Origin of the sequence: Pseudomonas sp. NPDC086278 (assembly GCF_050280905.1) — a bacterium.
In the GTDB taxonomy this organism is placed as follows: Bacteria; Pseudomonadota; Gammaproteobacteria; order Pseudomonadales; family Pseudomonadaceae; genus Aquipseudomonas.
The window spans coordinates 1-25957 of sequence record NZ_JBNNWE010000019.1; the positions used below are offsets into that span (position 1 = coordinate 1).

Consider the following 25957-nt stretch of genomic DNA (forward strand, 5'->3'; position numbering starts at 1 on the left):
TGACCCAGATGAGAATGTCGAAAAATGGCCTGTATTTCGAAAGCGCTAATTGTAGGTGGTGGAGTTGCGGGACTGTCGGCGGCGATCGCCTTGTCTCGCCTCGGTGTGCATTGCGAAGTGGTCGAACTCCACGGCAAGCCTGACGGCGCCTCGATGGCCTTGTCCGGTCGTGCGGCCGAAGCCCTGTTTGAACTTGGGGTGTACCAAGAGTGCTGCGACACCGGCAGAACTTTCGCTGCTGACTCGACTGCTGCCTCGCTCTACGCCGCGGACGGGCAACTGCTCCGCGCGGCACCTCGCAGACCAGAATGGCCAGGATCGAAGGATGGCGTTGCCGTATTCCGTCCAGCGTTTGCGCAGATTCTGGAAAACACCGCGAACTCGCTGTGCAGCATTCGCAAAGGCCTGACGATCACGGCCATCGACGATAGTGGCGATTCAGCGCTGGTGACTTTTTCCGATGGTGAAACTCGCGCATTCGATCTGGTGATCGGCGCTGACGGTATTCACTCACACACACGCAAAATGGTTTTCCCCGAGATTGGCGAGCCTGAGTACTCCGGCCAGATCAGCATTCGCTGGATGGTTCCTGGCCCGGCCATCGAGGGCGAAGGCTGGTACACAAGCGATGTCGGCAAAGTAGGCTTCTACCATCTGCCGCATCAAAACCTGACGTATGTCCCGGCCGTGCTGACGATTCCCGAGCGTACATGGCTGAGCGACGCCGATGTGCTCGGGCTCTTTACACGCTTGCTGGATTCGATTTCAGCGGCACCGATCAAGCACCTTCAAGAGCGTCTCAAGTCAGACTCCGCACTGATCGGGCGCCCGTTCGACTGGATTCTCGTCCCGGATCAATGGCATCGCGGTCGCACCCTGTTGATCGGTGACGCCGCCCACGCAACCACCGCGCATTTGGGTATGGGCGCCGGCATGGCGCTCGAAGACGCGGTAGTACTGGGCCAGTGCATTGCAACCGCCACCTCATTGCCAGAAGCACTCGATGCGTTCATGCAACGCCGTTTCGAACGGGTAAAAACCGTCGTCGACAGCAGCGTCAAGCTCTCGCAACTGGAACAACGGAAAGCGCCGCCCACCGAAAACGGCGCGGTGATGATGGCTGCCTTGACGGCCATTTCGCAACCTTACTGAGTAACCCCGCACAACCTGAGAAAGCGTCTTTCTCAACTCATTTTCCACCCGACCGGAAGCGTTTTTTCCATGACCAACAAGAACAAGGCAAACGCGCAGGACATCACCGAGATCAGCCAGTTGCTGTTGAACTGGGGGTTCTTTCGCGACCATAAAATGTGGGACGAATTGCGCTCGACGTTCGTCGATGACGGGACCATCCATCTGACCTGGTACATCGGTTCGATTCAGGGCTTTGTCGAAGGCTCGAAAGGCATGTCGAAGAGCCCGGTGAAAACCATGCACGTGATGAAACCTTCGATCATCGACGTCAGCGCTGACCGTGCCATCGCGATCACGCCGGCATCGATCATGGCCCGCTCGGAAGTCGCCAGCCCCGGTCTGGATCTGACGTCAGAGGCGCTGTTCTACGACTTCATCGTCAAGGACAACGGCAACTGGAAGATTTCCCGCCGCTACTGCATCTATCAGAAAGACCGCCTCGACAGCATCGAGCCATCGCTGGTGTTCTGGTTCAAAAGCCTGTGGATGGACACCAGCCAGTTCGACCCGGCATACAAATACCTGGGCTTCATGCTGAACAAAACCGGTTTCGCCGTTCAGCCCGGGCAATACGTCGACAACACCGAAGCGACCCATCAACTGTATGCCGAAGGCAAAGCCTGGCTTGCTGAGGCAAGGGCATTGCAACCCGCTTGATGCTGCACCCGCTAGCCGGCAATGACGCTGTTCGACACCAACAACAATAAACAGCCAGCCTTTCAGGCGTCCGGCATCGCCGAATCTGAAAGGCCCAGGCTCAACAGGAAGCGTGCGATGACAATCATAACCAAGGGGGCCGGTCTACTGCCCTCGATTGACGAAATGCCCATGAGCCGCGCCCAGATTCTGGTGCTGTGCCTATCCGTATTGCTGGCTGCACTCGACGGTTACGACGTATTGGCGACCGCGTTCACCGCGCCGGCGTTGAGCGTGGCCTGGAACATCGATAAAGCTGCGCTGGGGATGCTGCTTTCCAGCGGCCTGGTCGGCATGGCAATCGGTGCTTTGGCGCTGTCGCCGCTGGCAGATGTATGGGGGCGTCGACCATTGGTGTTTGGTGGTCTCGCGCTGATGATCTGCGGCTCACTGCTCTCGGCTTTTTGCGAAAATATCCAGACCCTCGCGGCGTGCCGGGTAATCACCGGAATGGGTATCGGCGTGATGGTGCCTCTGACGATGTCGATTTCCGCAGAGTTCTGTAACAGCCGTCGTCGGGCCTTCGCTGTCGCGATCACAACGGTCGGTTTTACTTTCGGCTCGATTCTGGGCGGCTTGATCGCGGCACCGCTGCTGACGCACTTTGGCTGGCACGCGGTGTACATCTCCGGCGCTGTCGCCGGCGCAATCGTGGTGCCGATTGTCATTTGGGTTTTGCCTGAATCCCCAGCGTATCTGCTCACCCGTCGTCCAGCCAACGCGCTGGCTCGCGTCAACCGTGTGCTTGCGCATCTAAAGCACCCTCCGCTAAGCGAACTGCCTGAGAAACGAGAATCGCAACGACCTTCCTACAAAGCGTTGTTTGGCCCGGAAATCATTGGTGTCACCGTGCGTCTGACGCTGATTTTCATGCTCGCGTCGACGACGATGTATTTCTTGCTCAACTGGATGCCTCAGTTCATCGCTGATGCCGGTTTTCCTCCGGCCACAGGCAGCCGTGTTTCGGCTGTCAGTCATGCCCTTGGGATGATCGGTGCGGTCGTACTCGGCGCGCTGGCAACTCGCGTAGGCGCCGGTCGGGTGGCTTCTTTCGGGATGATTGGCTTCGGTATCTTCGTCGGCGTGTTTGGCTTCACCCCGCCGGTGCTGACGACGTTGATTCTGGTGGCCGCCCTCGCCGGCTTCTGCATCTCCGGCGCTACCGGAGTGTTTTACGCGACCATGGCTTCGGCCTTCCCTCCCCACACCCGTGTGACTGGCATCGGCTTCATTCTTGGCGTCGGCCGCGTGTCTAGCGTTGTCGGTCCTGCGCTGGCTGGCTGGATGTTCGCTTCCGGATTTTCTCGTGGCCAGGTGTCGCTGTTCTTTGCGGCTGCGCCGATTCTTGCCGGTTTGATCCTGCTGTCCATGCCCAAGTCAAAGGACAACGCAGCGCAGCCCGTCGTGGCACATCCGCGCGCGTGACGATGAGCCCATTACCGAACAATTCAACACATCAAAATTCAATGCGTAGGAATCAACATGAAACTTGCTTCGTATCTCGTAGAAGGTCGTGAACGTTTTGGTCTGGTACGTGCCGATGGCATCATCGATCTCAGCTCGCGACTTCCGGAAGTGGCTAGCCTGAAAGCTCTGTTAGAACATGGCTTGGCCTGCCTCGACAACCTTACCCTGCCGAGTCAGGTCGACTACACATTGAGTCAGGTCAGTCTGCTGCCGGTGATCACCAACCCGGGCGCAATTTTCTGCATGGGCATGAACACTCACTCACATTGCGCGGAAGTAGCGCAGTTCAGTGGGCATGAGCATGTGCCGCCAAAGCCGTACGTATTCACTCGAACCGCCCGTTCGCACGTCGGCCATGCCACACCGATGGAAAAGCCTAACAACAGCCCGCTGTACGACTTCGAAGGCGAAATCGCAATTATCATCGGCAAACTTGGCCGGCACATCAGTGAGGCCGACGCCCTCAGTCATGTCGCCGGTTACGCCTGCTACAACGACGGTTCGTTGCGTGATTATCAATGCCACTCGCCAATGTTCACCGCAGGTAAAAACTTTCCTAAATCCGGTGCGTTCGGCCCGTGGATGGTCACTGCCGATGAAATCACCGACCCGACGACGTTGACGCTTACTACGCGCTTGAACGGCAACGTGGTGCAGGAAATGCCCTACGCGGACCTGATCTACAATTTCCCGCAGATCATCAGCTACATTTCCGAATTTACCGAGCTGCAACCGGGTGATGTCATCGTTACCGGCTCTGCCGCAGGCGTGGGTTTGTTCCGTAAACCGCAACTGTGGATGCAGGAAGGGGACATCTGCGAAGTGGAAATAGCCGGTGTCGGCGTACTGCGTAACTCGATCATTGGCAGCCAGGGCATCAACCGCGCGCCGGTGAGCAAAACCGATCCGGTGGCAGCCTTCAAAGAAGCGCTGGAAATCTACAAGAGCCATTAAGCCAACAGGTCTGCACGAGGACAGTGGCGGTAATTTTATGTGGCGGAGTGAGTACGATGTTTCGTAAAACAGCAGTAGGCGTAGTTGTTGTAGTAGCCGTCCTGGCTGGTGTGGCCTTTTTCATGCCGAGGCCCTCTCCGCCCGTTCTTGCCAAGTTACTGACCGTATATGCGACGGTAGCGCCCATCACGGTTCATCCCGTCAGTGAGGGCATTTATTACGTCAGCGGTGGCATGGCCAATAGCGGGATTATCGTGGCGAACTCGAGTGTCATCCTCGTCGATGCGCAGATGTTCGCTCCAGCAGCGAAGAAAGTCCTGAAGGCCATTGCGCAAATCACGCCCAAACCCGTGAGCACCATCATCCTCACCCACAGCGATCCAGACCACGTCAACGGCTTGCCGGCTTATCCGCGTGGCCTGGAGATCATCGCGCAGGAAAACACCGGGCCGGAAATGCAGGAAGCCCTGCAAAACCCGTTGATGAATACCACGACCACGCCGGCAGAGTTAAAGGACTACTTGCCCACAAAAACCGTTAAAGACAGCGAGACCATTGTCGTCGACGGCGTGACGCTGCAACTGATGCACTTGGCTCCCGCGCATACTGACAGTGATTTGATCATCTACCTGCCGGCGCAAGATGTTGTATTCACCGGCGATATCCTCGCCCCGGATTTCAGCCAATACCCTGGCATCCACCTCAACAAGCACGGTTCATCCCTCGGCTGGATCAAAACCATGCAAGCGCTGATTGCACTGAATGCGCAGGTTTATGTGTCGGGCCATGGTCAGCCGCTCAAGCGCGCGGATCTGCAAGAGCGCCTGCAAATCGCGATGTCGCGTCGAGCCGAGATCGAACAACTGGTGGCGCAACATAAAACCCTCGATGAAGTGAAAGCGGCGCTCAACGATCCGCCGCCAAAAGGACTGGCGAAAATGTTCCCGACGTTCACTGAAACGACGTACCAGGAATTGACGCAGCAATAAATCCCTACCTCGTCGCAGCCCCCCTCCGAAAACCTGAAACGCTCGCTATCGATTGGTTCGGGCCGCCTCACGGCTCAGCATCACCCAATAAAAATAATCGAACTCTGTAATGGCGGAACTTCACATGCAATTTCAACATTTCGATTTGAATCTCCTGCGCTCCCTCGATGCTTTTCTTACCGAACGCAACGTCACCCGCGCAGCCGAAAGGCTCTTCGTCACGCAGCAAGCGATGAGCGCTTCACTGCGCCGCTTGCGCGAACATTTCGATGATGAACTCTTGGTGCGTGTCGGTCGCAATTTCGAACTGACACCTCTGGCAACAGCGTTGATGGAACCGGTGAAAACCTCGTTATCGAGCATTCAAACGGCACTGCAAGTTCGACCGAAGTTCGACCCGAAAACCGAGCAACGACACTTCAAAGTGGCAATGACGGATTACGCGGCAATGGTGCTGATGCCGAGCGTGCTGCGTCTGCTGCTGCAATCTGCACCGCATACAGTGATTCATGTTGAGCGTCTGGATGCCGATAGTTACAACCGTCTGGAGCGTGGCGATCTGGACTTTTGCGTGGGTCTGATCGACTGGGATAACCACAAGGTCTACAAACCCAGTGAACACTTTCGGATCGAAGGCTTGTTCCGTGATGACTTTGTCTGTGTTGTCGACCCTGCGCATTTCGACGCGACCAATGACATCACGCTGGAACAGTACATTGGTGCGCCGCATGGCCAGGTGTCGTTTGGCAGCGATTGGCGCACTTTGATTGATCGCGGCTGGCTGCGTGCCGGCATCGAACCGCGCATCGTAACCAAGGCGCCAAGCTTTTCCAGCCTGATCATGATGCTGCCTGGCACACCGCTGGTTGCGACTATTCATCGCCGAATGGCACAAGCCATGGCCCACGCGCTGAATCTGAAAATCATGGAGTGCCCGATTGAAATCAGACCGCTGGAAGAGTCGCTGGTGTGGCTGGACCGCAATGACTCTGATCCCGGACATAGTTTTATCCGGGACCTGTTCAAGGATGCGGGTCGGAAAATCTGATATTCCAGCCAATGAAAAAGCCGTCTTTCGACGGCTTTTTTTGCGACTGTAATACGGCTTAGAAGTTGAACAACAATCCCAACTTGAACGTCAGCGCGTGATTGATATCGGCAGTAAACGAAGGATCTTTGGTGTACCCCACGGCTGAAGACAGATAGACGCCGCGCGTAACGTGCATCGCATATGCCGCCGTAGCACTCAATTGCGTAGAGGCAGTGTCGATTTTGCGGGCGGCCAACGTATCCTGGGCTTCCTGACTGAACACGTTTTTGCCTACGACAAAGGAAACCTTGTCCAAAGGACGCGACTTGAATGGGCCATAGTAGTACATGCGCGCCTCATAGTTCTGGGTGTACAGGTTGACATCGGAAGGCGCGTACATCGCCGATGCACCTACATAGAGACCATGAACCGGAATGCTCTTGTCGGGCTGAGTGACTTGGTAGTCCGCCAATGCCCAGTAGGCTTTGTTGGATTCTTCGCCACCTTCAAAGGCTTTATATTTGGTCGGGTTCGAGACACCGCCCGCACGAACCCACAGCCGGTTACCGCCGGGTGTAGGTTTGCGATCTATACCCACTTCACTGACGTAAAGAACTTTGGCGTCTTCCATCGAAGCATCCAGACCGATGCCGTTGTTCTCGACTTCATACACCCGCCCATTCGGCGAAACGCTGCGCTGCACGCCACCGCGCGCATAGAAACCATCCTCGCCCTTATAGGCCAGGTTGACCATCGGCGGCGTGGTTACCGGATCACTCAAACCGGCCTCTACCGGGATCACCGAACCGAGGGTATTGGTCAGCGTCGCGTCACCACCGGTGAATAAACCGACATAGGTATACAAGTTCGGCTCGAAACCTGCCTTCAACTCAACTTTCTTGTCGAGAAAAGTTTGAAAGTAACTCAGGCAGGCGACCGCCGTGTTGTTCGGTGGGTTGCCTGCAACAGAAGAGTTGGTCGAGTTTACGCACGCCATGATCTTGGAGTTCGGCAGCCCCAAGTCGTCCAGACCATAAACAAAGTCAATAAAGTAGGTACCGGCCATTAAATCGCCGCCCTGCCCGACATAACTGTCTTTGGGTTTATTGTTGTTCTGATTAAAGTCAGTGATGCCGTTAATCACAATACGTGGCTCGATGCCGATATTGTGTTTAGCCAATTCACTGCGCCAACTGCCGCTGTCCGCCAGGATAGAGTCCTGTAACGGCGGGAACCGGGTCGTCAAGCCTTGGGCTTGCCATGTCAGTGAGTTGATTTTCGCCCACTCGGCATCACTGGTTTGTCCATCTGCTGCCAGGCCCAGACCCGCATAGCACGTCAAGGCTGCACCGGCCGCGCAGCAATACGCCAAATTCTTCATACAACTCCCCTATTATTTTTGTGATAAGGATGTCTTCAAAGACAAACATTTATTTTTTTGGATTTATTAATCAGAACTTGAAGCCATCCATGGGCCTCTGTCACTAAAACGGGAACTTCGCGTTCATATAACGAGCGCTTATCGAATAGTCTCGTTTCAGCCGGGACTTGGGAAATCACATGTGCTTGTTGATGGCATCAGCCTTACTTGTGACTGACCGGTGCTGTCATGGATAGATGAGTAAAGATCGGCAATTGGAAAATAAAATGTGGCGAGGGAGCTTGCTCCCGCTGGGGCGCGTAGCGGCCCTTTCCTTATAAGAAAGGCCTGCTGCGCAGTCCAAAGTGAGCGAGCTCCCTCGCCACAGATGCAGGATCGAAAATGATTTAGAGAACGTTGCTCAGATCGAGCTGTACGATGCGCGCAGCTTCTTCGTGGCTCACACCCAGGCCTCGAAGCACGTATTGCACTGCGCTTTCAACGGCAGACACAGGACGAGTCCCGGTCAAAACCTGACGTAGTAGAAACAGCATGCCGCCAATAATGCAGTCCACTGTGGCATCGACATCCACAACGTCAAAGTCGTTGGACTCGTTGCCGATCCTGATGTCACGCGCCAAGGGTTTACCCATGATCGCCAGCATGTCGTTGATGCTGTAAATCGAGTACACCAGAAACCAGCCCCAGATCGGGTCGCAAATTCCACGGTGTACGCAGAGACGGAAATTGGTGCCGACGATCTCGGCGATGCCGGTGGTCGGAGTGACAGCAGCTTCAAACGCTTCGACCAGCAACTGCGCGTCGTCGATAAACACCGCGCGGGCGATTTCTTCCTTGCTGGAGAAGTAGTTGTAGAACGAACCGAAGGACAGCTCGGCCTCTTCGGTGATGTCGTTGATCGTCGTTGCTTCGATGCCCTTGCCGGCCATGACGGTGCGCGCCGCACGCAAGAGTTTGTTGCGCGTGCGCAGTCGGGCTTTCTCATTGATGCGCGGCTTTTTGACTTCCGTCGTCGGCACAGCATCATCAGCGACTTTTTCTGGCGAGGGAGCAGCGGTTTTTGAGCGCTTTGGCGATCGCGGTGAAGGCGCTGCTATTTCATTCATTGGGGTGACCGAGAGGTGACTTTTTCAATGGGGCCAAGCATACCCGATTCAACTGTCACCAGACAGAAACCGGGCTTTAGAACCCCGCCACTGCGGCTGACGGGGTTTGTGACAGGCAATGACCCAGCGTTAAAACGCGACGTTGTCACGCCCTTTCAAGCCCATGATCTCACGCGCCTCATCCGGGGTAGCCACGCTGAAGCCCAGCGATTCGATCACCGATTTGATCGCTGCAACCTGCTCGGCATTGCTTTGCGCCAGTCGGCCTTTACCGGCCCAGAGGTTGTCTTCGAGGCCCACACGTACGTGCCCGCCCATCAACAGAGACTGTGTGACAATGCGCGATTGATGAGCGCCCGCGCCCAGTACCGACCAGTTGTAAGTGTCACCAAACAGGCGGTCGGCGGTGCGCTTCATGTGCATGACATCTTCCGGGTGCGCGCCGATGCCGCCACGGATACCGAACACCGACTGAATGAACAGCGGGTCTTTGACCAATTGGCGGTCACGAAAATGCGCTGCCGTGTAGAGGTGGCCAATGTCGTAGCATTCGATTTCGAAGCGCGTGTCGTTCTGCGCGCAGGTGCCGAGAATGTGCGCAATGTCCTTGAAGGTGTTGCGGAAGATGCGCTCGTCGCTAGCCTCCAGGAACGGCTGTTCCCAGTCATGTTTGAACTCTTTGAAGCGCTGCAGCAGTTCATAGGTGCCGAAGTTCATCGAGCCCATGTTCAACGAAGCGACTTCGGGCTTGAAACGCATGACCGGTTGCAGCCGTTCTTCGATGGTCATGGCCGGCGAGCCACCAGTCGTGAGGTTGATCACGACGTCGGACTCTTGTTTGATCTGTGGCAGAAACTGCTCGAAGAGATTCGGATCCTGGCTCGGAATCCCGGTCTCCGGGTCACGGGCATGCAGGTGGACAACCGATGCGCCCGCCTCTGCCGCTTCAATCGAGGCGCGGGCAATTTGATCGGGCGTAATCGGCAGGAACGGCGACATCGACGGCGTGTGAACAGAGCCAGTGATGGCGCAGGTGATGATAATTTTCGACGCTTTGGCAGCCATGGGGATTTCCTTGTAGGTTTTTTTGGAGAGGTCAGCGGGTCAGGCGAGGAATTCAGGCGACAGCGGCGGTGCCCATTGCGAGAGACCATCGAGGCTCAGCGGCTCATGGGTAACCGGGGTCGTGTCGTTGACCAGATCGCCGTCCGTCCAGTGCTCAATCTTGTTGCCGGCCGGGTCCAGCCAGTAATCGAAGATCTGGCTGCCCTGCACATGCCGGCCAATGCCCCAAGAGTGGTTGTATTGTTTTTGCGTGAGGAACTGGCTGCCGCAAGCCACATCGTCCCAATCCAGCACTTCGAATGCGCAGTGGTCGAACGCCGGTTCTTCGGCGCCCATGTTGATCAACGCAACGGTGTGGTGGTCGGTGAACTCGTCCCCCAGACCGCAATGCATAAAGGTTGCGACGGTGTTTTCCGGGGCTTCGGCGAAGTAGCTGTCGGACACACGGAAGCCCAACAGGTCCTGATAGAAACTGAACATCGCCGCGAAATTGACCGTCTTCAACACCACATGGCCAAGGCGCATGACGTGCGAAGGCTGGATGTCGATGCGATTGGTTTTGCCGAGGCGCGGGCGTTGTTCAGCGTTGTTCAGTAACAGCGGCGGCCGTGCAGTCTGTGGCGCAATCACGTCGCCGGCGTGGAGCAAGTCCACGCGCAGGCCATCTGGGTCTTGTAGTGTCAGCACCCAGCCAGTGCCGAGTTCAGTGTTTTCACAGATGTCGCTGTTGAAGTGAGTGGCAACGCGTTTCAAATCATCAAAACTGGCGATTTGAAAACCTATGCCCAGCGCTTTTTTCGGGCCGCGTTGTGCGATGTAGGCCGGGTAACCACCCTTATAAGTTGCCATCTGCAAAGTGTCGGCAGTTCGAACGTGCGGCAGCATTCCGAAATCGTGCAAAAACTGTTCTTGAGCGTCGAGATCTTCGACCTGGTAGCGAACATAGGCGATATCACGTACAGCAATCATGGCGTGCTCCTTTTGTAATTGTTGAGATGGAGTTGTCAGCTAGCCCAGATCGAACCAGCAGGTCGCAGGGTCGAGAGCATGGAGTTGCTTGTAAGAGCCGGAATAGAACAGCAACGGACGACCGTCCGACTCTTCCACGGCTTGTACATCGGCGGTATAGATCAGGTGATCGCCACCCTCGTGAACCGCGTTGGCGCGCACCGCGAGTTGCACCAAAGCACCGGCCAATACCGGGGCGTCGCCCAGTTGGCGATAGTCCACCGGCAGATCCGCCACAGGCCGACCGCCGAAGTGACTGCTCAGCGCTTCGTGTTCTTCCCGCAGAAAACAGATGCCGAACGCATCGCCGGGTTTGATCGCGCCAGCGAATCGCGCCTGATTGCGCACAGCGATCAACACCATCGGCGGATCGACCGACAGAGACATAAAGGCGTTGGCCGTCATGGCGCTGAATTGCCCTTCGTGGATGAAGGTGATCACGGTCACGCCGGTGGCGAATTTGCCCATCACGCGGCGAAAAACCCGCGCGTCTATTGCTTTGGCTTGCATGGTCGTCTCCCGGTGAATACGCAGCGTTGCGCGCTTAGATAAACGGCGTGCCGGCGGTATTGCCGCAGAGAAGCCGGCCGTAGGTTTCGAAATTCAGAGAGGGGTTGACGATGCCGTGCAAAGAGGCCACCCGCGCGTCTTGCCAGATTTTGGTCATCGGGTTATTGGCCGAGGCCAACGAGCCACCCGAGGCCGACGCGAGCATGTCGACGGCTTGCCAGATCAAGGTTTCGGCGTAGCCGACATCGCGGCGTACCTTGGCGCGTTCGAGGTAATCCATGTAGACGCCCGATGCGGCGCTGGCATCAATGGTGTCGGCGTGGCGCTCAAGAATGACCCGCGCCGCGTCGATTTTCGCCGAGGCTTCGCCGACCACCAGATGGGTGACGGGCGCGTCGGCCTGCTTGCTGTACCAGGAATACTGGATGCCGCGACGTGGCAGCGTTTCGAGGAATGTTTCCAGTGCCGCGACGCCGAGGCCCAATGCAGGGAAGGCCAGAATGATCGCCAGCATCGGCATGCACGCCGCGCGATACGCCGACTCGCCTTCCAGATGCGTCGACTGGTAATTGCCTTCGATGGCCTGGCTGACCGACGCAATGCGCGAGTCCGGCACAAACACATTGCTGACTGACACGCTGGAACTGCCGCTGCCACTGATACCAATGACGTTCCAGTCATTGAGGATCTGCACCTGCTCGATCGGAATCAGCGCCGCGCCTTGGTCCAGCACTTTACCGTGCTCATCGACCAAGGGAATACCGAGCATGTCCCACGTCGCGTGGTAGACGCCGGAATTGAAGCCCCACACGCCCTCTTCGATCAGATAACCGCCCTCGACTTTGCGTACGACGGCTTTACGTGGCGATAGAACACCGACAACCCGAGCCGGTTTGGCGCCGCAGAACACCTCTTTTGCGGCCTCCTCGCCAAAGAACGACGCGGCACACCAGTTGGTAATGTTGGTCAGCGCCGTGACCCACGCCACCGATGCGTCACCACGACCGATTTCGGCGACCACATCAAGAAACGTCCGCACCGAAACCTGACTGCCGCCGTAACGACGCGGAATGGTCATGCCCAGCAATCCACCTGCATCCAAGTCAGCGAGCGTTAGTTCCGGCAGGCGTCCGAGACCGGCAGTTTCTTTGCTGCGTTCTTTCAGTGCAGGCACCAGCGAACGCGCATGAGCCAACAGGCTAGCGCTATTTCCAAAGGTGTCGGAGGCATTACCGGGTAGGTCGCTGCGTTGGAGCGAAGTCATGTTCTCACCTGTTTTTATCTTGTTTTGGGGTTCGCCACGTCCAGCGAAGAAGCGCCGCCAACGTGTTATTGATATCCTCTACAAAAATGAGACAGTATTCAATTGTTTTCTTTTGCAGCATTTTCAACGCCCGAATCACTACATTTCAAAACGCTGTAAAGCACGTTATCCAACCGTTCATGGCCGCCTTCAGCCATGACCAATAACAAAAGAGGTTGTGCAATGCCCCAATTCAACGCCCCGCTCACCGATATGCGTTTTTTGCTTCATGAGGTTTTCTCGGCGCCTGCGATATGGGCTCGCTTGCCTGCACTGGCGCAGCAGATCGACGCCGCTACCGCTGATGCAATTCTCGAAGAGGCCGCAAAAGTGACCGGTGGCCTGATCGCCCCGCTCAATCGCAGCGGCGATGAAGAAGGCGCGCAATGGCGCGAAGGCAAGGTGCAAACACCTGCTGGATTCAAAGACGCCTACGCAACTTATGCCGAAGGTGGCTGGGTCGGGCTTAGCGGTAATCCGGCGTTTGGCGGCATGGGCATGCCAAAAATGCTCGCGGTGTGTTTCGAGGAGATGCTTTACGGCGCCAATTGCAGTTTCGCGCTCTATTCAGCGTTGAGCTCCGGCGCCTGCCTGGCGATCGATGCGCATGCCAGCGAAGAACTGAAAAACCAATACCTGCCGCCGATGTACGAGGGGCGCTGGGCCGGTTCGATGTGCCTGACCGAAGCGCACGCCGGTACAGACTTAGGGCTGATCCGCACGACTGCGCAGGTGCAAACGGACGGCAGTTATCGCATCAGCGGCAGCAAGATTTTCATCACCGGTGGTGAGCAGGACCTGACTGAAAACATCGTTCATCTGGTACTGGCCAAAGTGCCGGGCGCGCCGTCAGGGGCAAAAGGGATCTCTCTGTTTTTGGTGCCCAAGCGGCTGGTCAACGATGACGGATCGCTAGGGGACCACAATGCCGTCAGCTGTGGCTCCATCGAGCACAAGATGGGAATCAAGGCGTCTGCAACGTGCGTGATGAACTTTGACGGTGCCGGTGGCTGGTTGATCGGCGAGGAAAACAAAGGTCTCGCCGCCATGTTCACCATGATGAATTACGAGCGATTATCCATTGGCATTCAGGGCCTCGGTTGCGCAGAAGCCTCGTACCAGAATGCCCGCGCCTATGCGCTTGATCGGCTGCAAAGTCGCGCACCCAGCGGACCTGTCGCGGCGGACAAGGCTGCCGATCCGATCATCGTTCACCCGGACGTGCGTCGAATGTTGCTCAGCATGAAAGCCATGACCGAGGGTGGACGCGCGTTTGCCTGCTACGTCGGCCAGCAACTGGATCTGGCGAAATTTGCCGAGGAAACCGAAGAACAACAACGCGCCGCTGCGCTGGTAGCCCTGCTGACACCCGTGGCCAAAGCGTTTTTTACCGACAGCGGATTAGAGAGCTGCGTGACCGGTCAGCAGGTATTCGGCGGCCACGGCTACATTCGCGAATGGGGGCAGGAGCAGCTGGTTCGAGACGTGCGCATCGCGCAGATTTACGAGGGTACCAATGGCATCCAGGCGCTGGATCTGTTGGGGCGCAAAGTTGTTGGCAACGGTGGCGTCAGCCTGCGCCTGTTCACTGATGAGATTGCACAGTTCACCCAGCAAAAAGACGCCCCATACCGCATCGAACTGGCCGCCGCCGCCGAACGGCTGAATGACCTCAGCCACTGGTTACTGGACAAAGCCAGCCTCGACGCCAATCTGGTCGGCAGTGCTTGCGTGGAATATCTGCAAGTCTTTGGCTACGTGGCATACGCGTACATGTGGTCGCGTATGACTCAGGCGGCGCAGAACAATCCCGACAGCGGCGCGGTGTTCTATCAAGCGAAACTGGCGACGGCGGAGTTCTTCTTCACACGTCTGCTGCCACGGATTGATAGCCTGGAACAGTGCATCCGTGCGGGTAGTGGCGCGTTGTTCAGGATGCCGGCGGAGCAGTTTTAAGCGTTTGAGCCAAGGCGTTACCTCGGTAGCGGATCACGTTGCGTTGGTGATCACGCTACTGCGGAACGTCTGAGAGCATTTTTCCCAACAGGCTCTCGAGGCACTTCAGCTCCTCAGTCGAGAGGCACTCCGTGAATTCATTCATGGCGGCGGCCTCCATCGGCGGGAACATTGATCTCAATGTTTCGCCTTTATCGGTCAACATCAGACGCACCTGACGTCGATCCTGCCCGTCCTGACTACGCGCGATGAGTCCTTTACGCTCTAGACGATCGAGCATTCGTGTCATCGAAGCACTGTGGATGGACAGGTGCCGGCACAACGCGACCGCCGTGTCATCGCCGCGACCCACAATCCTCAGCACTTTGAGTTGCGCGGCGGTGATGCCCAGCGGCATCAGGTGTCGATCCAGCAACCGATCTTTCAGCGTGGCCGTCAGCCCAAGCAATATTCCGAGGTGGACGGTTTTGAAGCTGGCGGCAGAAAATTTGGCCATATGTTCCCTCCTCTTCCAATGCATGGGCCGATCGTTGTGGCGCTTCCCGCCGCACTTAATCGATCAGATTTCGGGTACCAAAATCTTCTGAATGGCTGGACCGATAATCCTCACCAGTTCTTCATGTTCTACGGCCACCATCATCGGCACACCGATGATGCGTCGGCTGACCACCATGCCGACCAGCAACGACGCCGCGAGACCGGATCGCAGCTTTGCTTCAGGCTCCAGATGCTCGTGAGTACCACCGAGCAATCGCGATTGAATGAAAGCGCGAAGCTGATCGCGTGCCTGATCATTGACGAAGGCACCACGCAGCGTGGCCATCAACGGTTCCGACTCTTCCGGGATTCCTTCCCATGCGGTGAGAAACGCGCGCACTACCCGCTCGCCCAAGTGTTCGTCCGGGCCTTCATAGAGCGCGTCGAAACGCTCCAGCGCAGAGGCCGGGATTGCCATCACCGCCGCGAAGAGTTCGTCCTTGGAGCGAAAAAACTGCATCACTTGAGCCACATCGACCCCTGCGTCAGCCGCGATCAGACGGATAGTCGTGGCGGCAAAACCGTCGCTGGCGAAACGCGCACGTGCCGCTTCGAGCACCAGATGGCGCGTGCTGTTGGGGCCTGGTCGACGCCCACGACGCGGCGCAGGAGTGGTTTCTTTCTTCATAGTCATATCCAAATTATTACGAAACATCGTCCATATCAACGAGTGTTGAATTATTTTCTCGTCCGCCGTACCTTACTGGAATCGATCCCATAATCAAGAACAATAAGGAATCCAGCATGAGTCTGTCTCCTGCACCTGCGTTGAGCCCCGTGTTGACAGGTATTTTTGCCGGCCCTATCGTCGGACTCAAATACCAGACACCCACGCTATCCGGCGTGACCTCGGAGAATGGCGAATTTCACTACCGCGCCGGCGAGGCCATCAGCTTCCGGGTCGGCGGGATCGTGTTGGGCGCCATACAGGCCGCACCACGACTGAATCTCGCGCAACTGGCCAATCGTGTCGACGGCAAGATCGACAAATTGCTCGATCCTTCGGTCACCAATCTCGCCCGTTTCGTGCATACCTTGGATCAGCAAGGCAGCATCGAGTCAGGCGTAAAAATTGCGCCGGTTGTGCACGAGCTGATTGGCGTCACACCGATCAATTTCAGTCCACCGGTGATGCCGATGGGCCAAGGCGGCGTGGTCGATTTTGCCAACGATCCGACGCTGCTGCAGATTCTCGAAATACTCAACGCCACGCCCGGTGTGTTCACCGACAAAACACCGCGCACACTGTGCGATGCAGCCACCAGCCGTAACGAATTACGCCGCAATATCCGCGGCATCATCAAGATGACCGATGTGCGCATTCCGTTGCGCGACGGCTCGTACGTTTGCGCCGACGTCTTCCGTCCTGCCGAGCCAGGCGAATACCCGATCGTCATGAGCAAGGGCTTTTACGGCAAGAGCTTTTACCACGACTGTATATGTAACGAGGCCGACGTCCTGCGCAAGGAGCAAATGGAGGATCGTTATTTCTCCGGCAACCCGGACGGCGCCCAATACGAAAACCATGAGACCGTCGACACCTCGGTGTGGGTGCCGGAAGGCTATGTGTGTATCCGCGTTGACGCGCGTGGTGTGTGCAAAAGCCCAGGACTGCAAGCGCCCTTCAGCGTTCAGGAAGCCGAAGATTATTACGACGCCATCGAATGGGCAGGCACTCAGCATTGGTCCAACGGCAACGTCGGGTTGTGGGGTATGTCGTACTTGGCGATGGCCCAGCACAGTGTCGCCAGCCTTCAACCTTCGCACCTCAAGGCGATGATCGCGCAAGGCACCGACGCGGATATCTATAACGAAGCCCTGTACGGCGGCGGCATCTTCGGCTCAGGCTTCTGGAACTGGTGGTGGAAGATCTGGTCAGGCAACAACCACTGTGGCGAGCGTCCGGAAACCGACTGGATGGCCCGCGTGCTGGCGACGCCGTTCAATGACATCAACGCCTACGGCCCGCGCGGCAGCATCTTCATGCGGCCGGACATGAGCAAAGCCACCGCCCCGGTGTGGATCGTCGGCCCACAAGTCGGTGCGATCATTCACCAACTCGGCAGCAGCGAAACCTACATCCGTTCCACCGCTGCCAAAGCGCGCAAATTCGATTTTGCCGATGCCTGGTTCCCGGACTCCTACAGCAACAAATCAATCGCCGAACACATGCGCTATTTCGATTACTGGCTCAAGGGCATCGACAACGGCGTGATGGACGAAGCGCCAGTGCGCGTGCAGGTGCGAACCGGCGGTGGTGCCCATTTTGTCTTGCATGAAAACGAGTGGCCGATTGCGCGTACCGAATACCGTCGCTGGTACCTCGATGCTCGCCCTTCAGACTGGCAAAACGACGGTCGTCGTCCCAACGTGCTGCGCATCACTGAAACCGTGCCAACCGGGCAAAGCCGCGCCGAATACGACGCGCACCTTGAACTGGGCACGCCAACTCTCGCGCCGGCGGGCTCCAGTGACGGCACGCCACGCTGGTCGACAGGTGTCTCGTTTGTCAGCGAGCCGATGAGCGAAGACATGACTCTCGCCGGCTACATGAAGGTCGGTCTGTGGGTGGAGTCCACCAGCGAGGATATGGACGTGTTTGTCTCGCTTCGGGTTCTCGATGAGCAGGATCGCGAAATTCGCTATGAATCCGTGGTGCTGCCGGTGGATCCGGTGCACATCCACCCAGTCGGGCATGGCTTGCTGAAAGTGTCCCGCCGAACGCTGGACACCGAACGCACTACCGAGTATTGGCCAGTGCACACTCACTTGGAGAAAGACTGCGCACCACTTCAGCGAGGAGACATCGTGCCGGTCGAAATCGGCCTCAACCCGAGTACCGCGATGATCCGCAAAGGCTGCCGTTTGCTGGTAGATATCCAGCCTTATGCGCCGGCCGGCGTACCGGTTCGTGCCTATGACAAAAGCTATCACGTCGATGCCGTGAACCGCATTTACACTGGGCCGGAGTACCCGAGCTTCCTGCAACTGCCGATCGTTCCCTGACCGGTCAAGCGTTGTAGCCTTGAATGTGGTCATGGTGTCCACCTGCCGTAATCAGGTGAACACCATGACCCCCATCAGTCAGTGGCGCTTGCGCACTTTGGGGGTGGCAGCAGCGTGTGCTGAATCGCCGGGGCGACCACCGCCACCAACGTTTCCCGATCGGTAGCGGCAAGAATCGGCACGCCGATGATTTGTCGTCCGGTCACTATTCCCACCAGCATGGACAACGCCAGGCCTGCGCGCAGGCGCGCGTCTTGCCCAAGCGATTCGCCTGCGCCTGCGATCAACCGCGACTCAATGTAGTCGCGCAGTTGATGACGCGCCTGCTCGTTGACCATCGCATTTCTGAGCATCGCCATCAGCGGCTCCGACTCCTCTGGTGAGCCCTCCCACGCCTGTAGAAACGCGCGAACCACGCGCTCTCCAAGTTGCTTGTCGGTGCCGGCAAAAACAGCGCTGAGCTTCTCCAGAGCTGATTCCGGAATATTCATCACCGCTGCAAACAGCTCGTCCTTAGAGCGGAAAAACTGCATGACCATAGACACGTCAACGCCGGCATCGGCGGCCACGCGGCGCATCGTGGTCGCACCGAAACCGTCGCTGGCGAAACGCGCACGTGCCGCTTCAAGCACCGCTTGGCGGCTATTTCCCGAGCCAGGACGCCGCCCGGTTTTGATTTCACGGGCATCAGCTGTGGTGGGTTCTTCAGTGGTTTTCATGGCGCCGATATTTCCCTGTGCGTGGTCATTTTTCTGTGTTCGTTATGTCGAGATACATGCTATACATAAAAACTCAACACGTGTTGAGTTAATCAAAAATCAGACTTACACTCGCGCCGCTGCACTGCGCAAAACCAAGATCTGCACTACAAGAGGACCTCTTCATGAGCGATACCCTGCAGACTTTTACTCACGCCACGGCGCTGCCTGCTGGCGATAGCGGACACAATGTCCGCAAGTTGCAAACCGGTGTGTTTTCCGGTCCGGTTGCCGGCCTCAGATATCAGACTTCTACCTTCAGCGGCCTGACGAACGAACACGGTGAATTCCACTACCGCAAGGGCGAGCGGGTTGCCTTTCTGGTGGGTAACACACCGATCGGTTCCGCACTCGGCGCACCCCGCCTCAATCTGGCAGACATCGTCAGCCGCGTGGACGGCAACATCAACAAGTTGCTCGATGCCGGGCTGACAAACATTGCCCGCTTCCTCTGCTCGCTCGACCGCGAAGGAAATCTGGATAGCGGCATCTGCATCGACCCGGCAGCACACGAAATTATCGGCCAGTATCGCCTCAATTTCCGCCACGATATTTCCTTTGCCGGCCTCGCGCTGAACCCGGTGCTTGAGTTTGAACAGGACCCTTTGATCGCATCGGTGTTCGCCGAGCTTTCGGCCGCCGGCGTCTTCACCAATCGCACACCGCGCCAGCTCTGCCATGCGGCGACGGCACGCAATGAAGTCCGGCGAAACATTCTCGGCATTCTGCGTTTCAAGGACGTCAGAATCCCCCTGAAAAACGGCCTGCACGTGTACGCGGACGTGTTCCGTCCGGCCAAGCCTGGCCGCTTCCCGGTCATCATGAACTGCGGCCCTTATGGCCGGGCGTTCTACCATCACTCGATTGCCGACGACGCCGATTTTGTCGCCCACGAGGACATGGAGGAGCGCTATTTTCACGGCAATGCCGAAGGGCAAGTGTTTGAGAATCACGAAACAGCCAACTCAGTGGATTGGGTGCCGCATGACTATGTACTGGTGCGTGTGGATGGCCCTGGCTCAGGCAAAAACCCGGGGACACTGGCGCCATTCGGCATAGAAACGGCCGAAGCCTTTCGCGATGCGATTGACTGGGCGGGAGTACAGCCCTGGTCAAACGGTAATGTCGGGCTGTGGGGTATGTCGTACTACGCGATGAGCCAGCACGCAGCGGCAAGCCTTGAGCCGCAGCATCTGAAAGCAATGATCGCCATTGGCACCGATGTTGATCTGTACGAGGAGGTTGCCTATACCGGCGGTATCCTCAACGAGGAGTTCTTCAGCCACTGGTACAAGGCCGGCGTGCTGGCTGCGGTGTGTGGCGAGCCAAATGCAGTCGACTTTATCGGCATGCTCAAGGAGGCCACGTTCAAGGATTCGGATACCGCCAAGGCGTTCGGCCCACGCTCGACGATTCTGATGAACCCGGACATGAGCAAAGTGAACGTGCCGCTGTGGTCCATTGCCTGCACAACGCACATGGCGCATTTCCATCAGCTCGGCAGCAGCGAGGCTTATCTGGCCACGAACACGGCGTCGAAGAAGATCGACTTCTGGGAAGACTGGTTCACCAAAGCCTATTCGCGAACCGCCATCGGCGATCATCGGGCGTTTTTTGACCATTGGTTGAAAGGTATCGACAACGGCATCATGGACACCCCTCCGGTGCGTCTTGAGATTCGAAGTGGCAATGGCGCCTCCTACATTCAGGAAGAGCACGAATGGCCCATCGCAAGAACGAACTATCCGCAATGGTTCTTCGACGCCACACCATCAGACTGGCAAGGCGACGAGCACCGCGACGACTTTCTGCGTCTGGCGTTGACCCCTCCTGTCGTCAACGGGCAGGCCGATTACTCCGCGCAAATTCCCTTGGCGCTGCGCACGGGCATCCCGCCGTGCTTTCTTCCCGTCAAACCCCCTTCAGTACTGGAAATATGGAAAACCGGCATTTCGTTCATCAGTGATCCTGTGACGCAAGACATGGTGTTCGCGGGGTATGGCAAAGCGCGGCTGTGGGTGTCTTCCACCAGCGAGGACATGGATATCTTCGTGAGCCTGCGCGTACTCGATGAAAACGGCCTGGAAGTCGACTATGCCGGCCCGACCACAATGGGCATGAATGTGCCCAACTATCCCTTGGCCAAGGGCTGGTTGAAGGCGTCGCATCGCCAAGTGGATGCATCGCGTACCACCGAGTACACGGTCAAGCACACGCACCTTAAAGCCGACCATGCACCGCTCGAAAGCGATGAAGTGGTAATGGTTGAAATCGAGATCATTCCCAACACAGCGTTGATCCGCAAGGGTTACCGCCTGCGCGTGGATATCCAGCCTTTCGACGGTGTCGATCACGGTCCTCGGCACGGATATGACAGCGCCTGCCACGACGGAGCGCGAAACACGGTCTACAGCGGGCCGGATCGCCAGGGTTTTATTCAGCTTCCGATTGTTCCAGCGAAAGCACCGTTGCACCTCTAACAAAAATGAGTACAGGAGATAGCTATGACGCTCGAAGAACTTGCCGCGCGCACCGAAATTCACGATGTCCTGCTGCGCTATTGCCGTGGCCTCGACCGGATTGACATGTCACTGGTGCGTGGCGCTTTCCATAAAGACGCCTACATCCACTTTCCAGAAAGCCTTCATGTCGGCGGCGCCGAGGGATTCTTTCAGTTCCTGACTGACGAAATGCCACGGTTTAACCGTACTCAACATTTCCTCGGAAATAGCCTGGTCGAATTCGATGGCCCCGAGATTGCGTTCGTTGAAACCTATCTGCAGGCTGACCACGCCGCTTCAGAGCGTCATCACTGGAAAGGCGATACGGTTAAATTATGGGCGCGCTATTTTGATCGATTTGAACGTCGTGACGGTGTTTGGCTGATTGCCGAGCGGCGCCTTATGGTCGATTTGATGTACCGCTATCCGAAGGGAAACTGGTTCGACGATCATCCAGACGCTTCCGGCAGTCCGCGTGACGGCACTGATCGGGTATTGCGCAAGGTGGCCGGTTATTCGGGCACCCCGATCGGGCAAAAATCACTCGCAGACGCTTGATCGACGAACACCAGAGGGGCAATGCCCCTCTGCACCCTCCCCCGCAAAACGCCGCGATTATTGCAACCTGCGAACGGCCGGCTGGTTACCAAACCGGAAACGGCTGAGCAGTTGAATGTGCTCCTGGGTCACCTGTTGGATTGCACTGATCGCCGCCATCATCAGCGCTGAAGGCTTTGGCCCGGTCGGCTGCACCAACAGCAGCTCCAGCGTCAGGCCGGCACCGGCAAAGGGGTTGATCCTGAAGTCCCGCTCTGCAGGTTCAACACTGAAATCGTGAACGAATAGCAGGCCTGGAAGAATCGCCATCCACTCGCTCTGCCTGATCAGGTCGAGCGTGGCCAGCACCGCATCGAGCTGGTAACAGGGGCCAGGCCCCGAAAGAGCTTCCAGTTGTGATCCGATCCACTGCGCATACTCGCGACTGTCAGGGGCCAACAGCTTGAACCCCGTCAGCTCGTCGAGCTCAATCAGTTCGCCATGCTCAAAGCCACTGTCATGGGTGATTGACGAGACCAGAAACGCAGGTGTGGCGGCAAATACTGTCGTGGACAGATCCGCCGGTGGCTGCGAAATCGATGGGATGATCGCAAAGTCGAGTTCGCCGGCCCGCACCATGTCGATCAGCATGTTACTCGGTGCGTCGATCACCGCGATTGAGGCATTGGGATTCTGCGACATCAGACGCAAATAGGCCGGCGCGAGCTGATAGGTCGCCAGTGTCGGTGTTACCCCGAAGCGAACTTCGCCGGGCAGGCCCTGCTCGAATGTATCCAGCGACCGCAGTGCCCTGGAATTGGCCGCCACCACTTCCAGACAATGCTGATAAAAGGAGGTGCCCGCAGCGGTAGGCTCTACACCTTTCAGTCGGTCAAACAGCTGCACGCCGAGCATTTCTTCGATCTGTTTGATGTGCTGGGAGATGCCCGACTGAGTGGCGAACTCACGTGCTGCCGCTGCCGTGAATGATCGCGTCTCGTACACCGCCACGAACATTTGCATTTCCCGCAAACCGGGTAGCGAGTCATTCATGGCGCGATACCTCTTTGAAGTCTGCGTTTGACGACTGCTCGCCATGGGCGATACGGATCGGTATCGCGTTGATGTCTTCGGTAGCCTTCTTCAAAAACTCGATGAAGTTCTGGGCAATCATCGACAAGGGTTTGCGCGCCGGCTCTACCAGCAGCATTTCGTCCCAGAGAATCGGATCGGCCAGCGGGTTAAGCGTAAAACGCTTGCGCCGCAGATCGTCGGCGATAAACAGGCCGGAAATAATCGCCGCCCAGTGGCTGGAGCGCACCAGATCCATGGCGCCCAGCATGGACTCGAACCAGTTGAGGCGCTGCACGACTTGCACCTTGTGATCGATCAGGTACTGCTCCAGCAGCGGTCGTCGTCCGATCGGCAGCACCAGGTGCAAGTCCTTGATGTCGCTCAGACGCACCGGTTCGCAGTGCGGCAAGCCTGAGTCAGGTGAGGACACCAGAAACGCCGGTGTTCTGGTGAACAACGATGTACTCAGCCCGACCGCCCCGCCACCGCCGTCGTAAGACATGCGTTGCGTGATGGCGAAATCCAGCATGCCACGACGCACTGCGGTCGCAATCACGCTGCCTGCGCCTTCGGTAAGGTGCACGGAAACGTTGGGGTAAGCGGCTTCAAAAGCCAGCAGTGCGCGGCTGAATACCGAACGCGTCATGGTCGGGATCATGCCTATACGCAGCGAACCGTCCGACGGCTCTGCGCGATGACCGACTGCGTTGCAGGCGCTTTCGTGCTGACGCAGCAACTGCACACATTGCTGGTAATAGGCATGCCCGGCGGGCGTGGGAATAATCGTGCGGTCGCGGGCGAACAGCCGCACGCCCAATTGATTTTCCAACTGCCGAACATGCGCAGACACGCCGGACTGTCCCAGCCCTTCGCGGCTGGCAGCAACGGTGAAGGAGCCTTCCTCGTACACGGCAACAAACATGCGGATGTGCATCAGCTTGGGGAGCATCATGCGCGGAATCGTCTCTTATTATGCTTGCTGATCACCGCCAGCAATTTATAGGTGGCTCGTACTCTATCCATATCGGGAATGGCTTGCCAGCCCTGATCCAACCTCGATGAACAGGCGCAAAATCACAGGCTCCGGACAGGCGAAAAAAGGGGTTAACGAGGGAGACGACGGCAAGACTATGCTTGCCGATCGTCCATGAACCGAAAGATGACGGTTCAGCAGGTTTTCATCATGCCGCCATCGACAGCCAGCACCTGTCCCGTCACGAACTGTGCGTCATCGCTGGTCAAAAACAGCATTGGTCCGACAATATCGTTGGGCACCGCCATTCTCTTGAAGGCCTGTAAATTGACAATGCTATCGCGTACGACCTCGGGTATATGGCTGGTGCCAGGTGTCGCGGTCAGTGCGGGCGCGAGCGTATTGACGGTAATGAAGTCCTTGCCCAGATCATTCGCCAGTCCTCGGGTGAAGCCAATGATGCCCATCTTGCTTGCCATGTAATGACTGACGCCAACAGCGTTGGTGACAATCGATGTCGAAGAGACGTTGACGATGCGCCCCCAGCCATTAATACGCATCATCGGCACGAAGACTTTTGCGCTCAAAAACATACTGTCGAGATTGATCTCAAAAGTGCGCCGCCAGGTTTTGAATTCCAATTCATCAAAGTGCACATTGGGGTAGATCCCGGCGTTGTTGACCAGAATATCGCAGCGACCATAGTGGTTTTTGACGACCTCGCCGGCAGCGATCCAGTCGGCTTCCTGGCTGACATCACAATGAATGGCAATAGCTTGGCCGCCCGCCTCCTCAATCCGCTCGCGGGTTTGCGAAAGATCGGCGATGTCCAGCAGTGCCAGAGCGGCGCCACGTTGTGCCAGTTGAATCGCCAGTTCCTGGCCAATGCCCTTGGCAGCGCCCGAAACAACTGCGACGCGATTTTTATGGGTTTGCACGGCATCTACCCCAAAGGTTAAAGGTTGTCGTTGCCCCGCCGCGCGCCACTATCGAGTAGCGCGGCAAGGTCAGGGTTAGCCACCAAAGCGCGGCTCTGGCAGCCCTTGCACCCCCAAACCACGCACGGCGAAAAGACTCCCTCGCATCATGTTGTCACCTGGATAGCGTGGCAACGGCGGCTTGGCCATCGAAGTGACAAACAACGTGTCCATGTCAGGCCCGCCAAAGTTGACGCTGGTGACCTTCTTTACCGGCATTTCGATGACCCGATCGAGGCTGCCGTCCGGCGCAAAGCGGCATAACTTTCCGGCGTAGACCTGAGCATTCCAAAGGTAGCCTTCGGCATCGACAGTCGAGCCGTCAGTGGCTGTCGCCTCGGTAAAGCCTGCTTTGGTGAAGGTGCGACGGTTGGCAATGCCGCCGGTTTCGAGGTCATAGTCATACGCCCAGATTTCACCGGAAAAAGTATCGGAGAAATAGAACGTCGAACCGTCGGGGCTCCAGCATGGCCCGTTGGAAATCGCGAAACCTGAATCGAGCGTATGCACCGACAGATCCGGGTCGATGCGAAAAAGCGTGCCATCGGCAAAGCCCTCGCGGGTGTCCATGCTGCCGACGATGAAACGCCCACGCGCGTCAACCTTGCCATCGTTCAAGCGGTTATGCGGCTTGCCAGCCTCGGGATTGACGATCAACTGTGTCTCGCCCGTGTCGAAGTCGAGGAAGTGAAACCCCGAACCCAGCGCCACAATGGCGCCGCCATTACGACGCAGCGCCATCGAGCCGATGGTGTCGGGCATTTCCCACGTACGCACCTCGCGCCCGCCAGCGGTGCAGCGATAAACGCGACCGCCGACCACGTCGATCCAGTACAGGCGCTGCTCCTGCACATCCCATACAGGGCCCTCACCGATGGTGGTTTTTACGTCCACCAGAACATCGATCTGCATGTTATCTCCTGGATTTTCCTGAA

The 25957-nt window shown here is 57.3% G+C and carries 24 protein-coding genes; 11 read left to right on the plus strand and 13 right to left on the minus strand.

Features of this window, described 5'->3' with window-relative positions; all coding sequences use genetic code 11:
• Positions 1-24 precede the first annotated feature (24 nt).
• The 6 genes from ACQKP4_RS08310 to ACQKP4_RS08335 all read left to right on the plus strand — a co-directional run bounded on the left by ACQKP4_RS08310 (position 25) and on the right by ACQKP4_RS08335 (position 6348).
• Complete coding sequence (locus tag ACQKP4_RS08310) at positions 25-1152, plus strand: FAD-dependent monooxygenase (protein ID WP_401208115.1); 1128 nt, start codon at positions 25-27, stop codon at positions 1150-1152.
• Between the two features lie 69 nt (positions 1153-1221).
• Positions 1222-1851, plus strand: coding sequence for a nuclear transport factor 2 family protein (locus tag ACQKP4_RS08315; protein ID WP_401208118.1), 630 nt, complete (start codon positions 1222-1224; stop codon positions 1849-1851).
• A 21-nt stretch (positions 1852-1872) separates the two neighbouring features.
• Positions 1873-3315, plus strand: a complete 1443-nt coding sequence (locus ACQKP4_RS08320; RefSeq protein ID WP_427632112.1) for an MFS transporter — start codon at positions 1873-1875, stop codon at positions 3313-3315.
• Positions 3316-3372: 57 nt separating this feature from the next.
• A complete protein-coding gene (locus tag ACQKP4_RS08325) occupies positions 3373-4311 on the plus strand; it encodes a fumarylacetoacetate hydrolase family protein (protein ID WP_427632114.1) in 939 nt (312 codons plus the stop codon).
• Positions 4312-4433: 122 nt separating this feature from the next.
• Positions 4434-5300, plus strand: coding sequence for an MBL fold metallo-hydrolase (locus tag ACQKP4_RS08330; protein WP_427632116.1), 867 nt, complete (start codon positions 4434-4436; stop codon positions 5298-5300).
• Between the two features lie 124 nt (positions 5301-5424).
• A complete protein-coding gene (locus tag ACQKP4_RS08335) occupies positions 5425-6348 on the plus strand; it encodes a LysR family transcriptional regulator (protein ID WP_401208129.1) in 924 nt (307 codons plus the stop codon).
• 58 nt (positions 6349-6406) lie between these two features.
• Here the strand turns inward: ACQKP4_RS08335 and ACQKP4_RS08340 are convergent, their stop codons facing one another.
• The 6 genes from ACQKP4_RS08340 to ACQKP4_RS08365 form a co-directional block, all read right to left on the minus strand.
• Complete coding sequence (locus ACQKP4_RS08340) at positions 6407-7711, minus strand: carbohydrate porin (protein WP_427632118.1); 1305 nt, start codon at positions 7709-7711, stop codon at positions 6407-6409.
• Positions 7712-8097: 386 nt separating this feature from the next.
• On the minus strand, positions 8098-8730 hold the full coding sequence (locus ACQKP4_RS08345; RefSeq protein WP_401208134.1) for a TetR/AcrR family transcriptional regulator: 633 nt from the start codon (positions 8728-8730) through the stop codon (positions 8098-8100).
• Positions 8731-8946: 216 nt separating this feature from the next.
• A complete protein-coding gene (locus ACQKP4_RS08350) occupies positions 8947-9882 on the minus strand; it encodes a 3-keto-5-aminohexanoate cleavage protein (RefSeq protein WP_427632120.1) in 936 nt (311 codons plus the stop codon).
• Between the two features lie 39 nt (positions 9883-9921).
• Positions 9922-10851 carry a VOC family protein gene (locus tag ACQKP4_RS08355; protein ID WP_427632122.1) on the minus strand — a complete coding sequence of 310 codons (930 nt, stop codon included), beginning with the start codon at positions 10849-10851 and terminating at the stop codon, positions 9922-9924.
• A 39-nt stretch (positions 10852-10890) separates the two neighbouring features.
• Positions 10891-11400, minus strand: a complete 510-nt coding sequence (locus tag ACQKP4_RS08360) for a flavin reductase family protein (protein WP_427632123.1) — start codon at positions 11398-11400, stop codon at positions 10891-10893.
• 34 nt (positions 11401-11434) lie between these two features.
• Positions 11435-12664, minus strand: a complete 1230-nt coding sequence (locus tag ACQKP4_RS08365; RefSeq protein WP_427632124.1) for an acyl-CoA dehydrogenase family protein — start codon at positions 12662-12664, stop codon at positions 11435-11437.
• On the opposite strand from ACQKP4_RS08365, the gene ACQKP4_RS08370 reads away from it, so the two are divergent.
• Together ACQKP4_RS08370 and ACQKP4_RS08375 are read left to right on the plus strand one after the other, a co-directional pair.
• Positions 12663-12863 (plus strand): hypothetical protein, encoded by a 201-nt coding sequence (locus ACQKP4_RS08370; protein WP_427632126.1) that lies wholly within the window; start codon positions 12663-12665, stop codon positions 12861-12863. The genes ACQKP4_RS08365 and ACQKP4_RS08370 overlap by 2 nt on opposite strands.
• Before the next feature lie 23 nt (positions 12864-12886).
• A complete protein-coding gene (locus tag ACQKP4_RS08375; RefSeq protein ID WP_427632128.1) occupies positions 12887-14659 on the plus strand; it encodes an acyl-CoA dehydrogenase C-terminal domain-containing protein in 1773 nt (590 codons plus the stop codon).
• A 55-nt stretch (positions 14660-14714) separates the two neighbouring features.
• Here ACQKP4_RS08375 and ACQKP4_RS08380 read toward each other — a convergent pair whose 3' ends face one another.
• A complete protein-coding gene (locus tag ACQKP4_RS08380) occupies positions 14715-15155 on the minus strand; it encodes a MarR family winged helix-turn-helix transcriptional regulator (protein WP_424485926.1) in 441 nt (146 codons plus the stop codon).
• Between the two features lie 63 nt (positions 15156-15218).
• Complete coding sequence (locus tag ACQKP4_RS08385; RefSeq protein ID WP_401208154.1) at positions 15219-15824, minus strand: TetR family transcriptional regulator; 606 nt, start codon at positions 15822-15824, stop codon at positions 15219-15221.
• A gap of 116 nt (positions 15825-15940) precedes the next feature.
• On the opposite strand from ACQKP4_RS08385, the gene ACQKP4_RS08390 reads away from it, so the two are divergent.
• Complete coding sequence (locus ACQKP4_RS08390; RefSeq protein WP_427632131.1) at positions 15941-18202, plus strand: CocE/NonD family hydrolase; 2262 nt, start codon at positions 15941-15943, stop codon at positions 18200-18202.
• Positions 18203-18276: 74 nt separating this feature from the next.
• Here the strand turns inward: ACQKP4_RS08390 and ACQKP4_RS08395 are convergent, their stop codons facing one another.
• Positions 18277-18921 (minus strand): TetR family transcriptional regulator, encoded by a 645-nt coding sequence (locus ACQKP4_RS08395; protein WP_427632133.1) that lies wholly within the window; start codon positions 18919-18921, stop codon positions 18277-18279.
• A gap of 164 nt (positions 18922-19085) precedes the next feature.
• Here ACQKP4_RS08395 and ACQKP4_RS08400 point away from each other — a divergent pair, with 164 nt between their 5' ends.
• Together ACQKP4_RS08400 and ACQKP4_RS08405 are read left to right on the plus strand one after the other, a co-directional pair.
• Complete coding sequence (locus ACQKP4_RS08400) at positions 19086-21440, plus strand: CocE/NonD family hydrolase (protein ID WP_427632134.1); 2355 nt, start codon at positions 19086-19088, stop codon at positions 21438-21440.
• A gap of 24 nt (positions 21441-21464) precedes the next feature.
• Entirely contained in the window at positions 21465-22019 is a 555-nt protein-coding gene (locus ACQKP4_RS08405; RefSeq protein ID WP_427632136.1) for a nuclear transport factor 2 family protein, read from the plus strand.
• Between the two features lie 57 nt (positions 22020-22076).
• Here the strand turns inward: ACQKP4_RS08405 and ACQKP4_RS08410 are convergent, their stop codons facing one another.
• The 4 genes from ACQKP4_RS08410 to ACQKP4_RS08425 form a co-directional block, all read right to left on the minus strand.
• Positions 22077-23096, minus strand: a complete 1020-nt coding sequence (locus tag ACQKP4_RS08410; RefSeq protein WP_427632138.1) for a LysR substrate-binding domain-containing protein — start codon at positions 23094-23096, stop codon at positions 22077-22079.
• Entirely contained in the window at positions 23044-24024 is a 981-nt protein-coding gene (locus tag ACQKP4_RS08415; protein ID WP_401208168.1) for a LysR family transcriptional regulator, read from the minus strand. The genes ACQKP4_RS08410 and ACQKP4_RS08415 overlap by 53 nt, the downstream gene beginning before the upstream one ends.
• 215 nt (positions 24025-24239) lie before the next feature.
• Complete coding sequence (locus ACQKP4_RS08420; RefSeq protein ID WP_427632140.1) at positions 24240-24983, minus strand: SDR family NAD(P)-dependent oxidoreductase; 744 nt, start codon at positions 24981-24983, stop codon at positions 24240-24242.
• Positions 24984-25058: 75 nt separating this feature from the next.
• Entirely contained in the window at positions 25059-25934 is an 876-nt protein-coding gene (locus ACQKP4_RS08425) for an SMP-30/gluconolactonase/LRE family protein (RefSeq protein WP_427632142.1), read from the minus strand.
• Positions 25935-25957: the final 23 nt, after the last annotated feature.

Bases quoted from the DNA above. Each gene is read 5' to 3' on its own strand.
- ACQKP4_RS08360 (WP_427632123.1), bottom strand. From the start codon at position 11,400: ATGCAAGCCAAAGCAATAGACGCGCGGGTTTTTCGCCGCGTGATGGGC.
- ACQKP4_RS08310 (WP_401208115.1), top strand. From the start codon at position 25: ATGGCCTGTATTTCGAAAGCGCTAATTGTAGGTGGTGGAGTTGCGGGA.
- ACQKP4_RS08425 (WP_427632142.1), bottom strand. From the start codon at position 25,934: ATGCAGATCGATGTTCTGGTGGACGTAAAAACCACCATCGGTGAGGGC.
- ACQKP4_RS08415 (WP_401208168.1), bottom strand. From the start codon at position 24,024: ATGATGCTCCCCAAGCTGATGCACATCCGCATGTTTGTTGCCGTGTAC.
- ACQKP4_RS08385 (WP_401208154.1), bottom strand. From the start codon at position 15,824: ATGAAGAAAGAAACCACTCCTGCGCCGCGTCGTGGGCGTCGACCAGGC.
- ACQKP4_RS08350 (WP_427632120.1), bottom strand. From the start codon at position 9,882: ATGGCTGCCAAAGCGTCGAAAATTATCATCACCTGCGCCATCACTGGC.
- ACQKP4_RS08370 (WP_427632126.1), top strand. From the start codon at position 12,663: ATGTTCTCACCTGTTTTTATCTTGTTTTGGGGTTCGCCACGTCCAGCG.
- ACQKP4_RS08335 (WP_401208129.1), top strand. From the start codon at position 5,425: ATGCAATTTCAACATTTCGATTTGAATCTCCTGCGCTCCCTCGATGCT.
- ACQKP4_RS08395 (WP_427632133.1), bottom strand. From the start codon at position 18,921: ATGAAAACCACTGAAGAACCCACCACAGCTGATGCCCGTGAAATCAAA.
- ACQKP4_RS08340 (WP_427632118.1), bottom strand. From the start codon at position 7,711: ATGAAGAATTTGGCGTATTGCTGCGCGGCCGGTGCAGCCTTGACGTGC.
- ACQKP4_RS08390 (WP_427632131.1), top strand. From the start codon at position 15,941: ATGAGTCTGTCTCCTGCACCTGCGTTGAGCCCCGTGTTGACAGGTATT.
- ACQKP4_RS08355 (WP_427632122.1), bottom strand. From the start codon at position 10,851: ATGATTGCTGTACGTGATATCGCCTATGTTCGCTACCAGGTCGAAGAT.
- ACQKP4_RS08365 (WP_427632124.1), bottom strand. From the start codon at position 12,664: ATGACTTCGCTCCAACGCAGCGACCTACCCGGTAATGCCTCCGACACC.
- ACQKP4_RS08315 (WP_401208118.1), top strand. From the start codon at position 1,222: ATGACCAACAAGAACAAGGCAAACGCGCAGGACATCACCGAGATCAGC.
- ACQKP4_RS08325 (WP_427632114.1), top strand. From the start codon at position 3,373: ATGAAACTTGCTTCGTATCTCGTAGAAGGTCGTGAACGTTTTGGTCTG.
- ACQKP4_RS08405 (WP_427632136.1), top strand. From the start codon at position 21,465: ATGACGCTCGAAGAACTTGCCGCGCGCACCGAAATTCACGATGTCCTG.
- ACQKP4_RS08400 (WP_427632134.1), top strand. From the start codon at position 19,086: ATGAGCGATACCCTGCAGACTTTTACTCACGCCACGGCGCTGCCTGCT.
- ACQKP4_RS08330 (WP_427632116.1), top strand. From the start codon at position 4,434: ATGCCGAGGCCCTCTCCGCCCGTTCTTGCCAAGTTACTGACCGTATAT.
- ACQKP4_RS08375 (WP_427632128.1), top strand. From the start codon at position 12,887: ATGCCCCAATTCAACGCCCCGCTCACCGATATGCGTTTTTTGCTTCAT.
- ACQKP4_RS08320 (WP_427632112.1), top strand. From the start codon at position 1,873: ATGACGCTGTTCGACACCAACAACAATAAACAGCCAGCCTTTCAGGCG.
- ACQKP4_RS08380 (WP_424485926.1), bottom strand. From the start codon at position 15,155: ATGGCCAAATTTTCTGCCGCCAGCTTCAAAACCGTCCACCTCGGAATA.
- ACQKP4_RS08410 (WP_427632138.1), bottom strand. From the start codon at position 23,096: ATGGCGAGCAGTCGTCAAACGCAGACTTCAAAGAGGTATCGCGCCATG.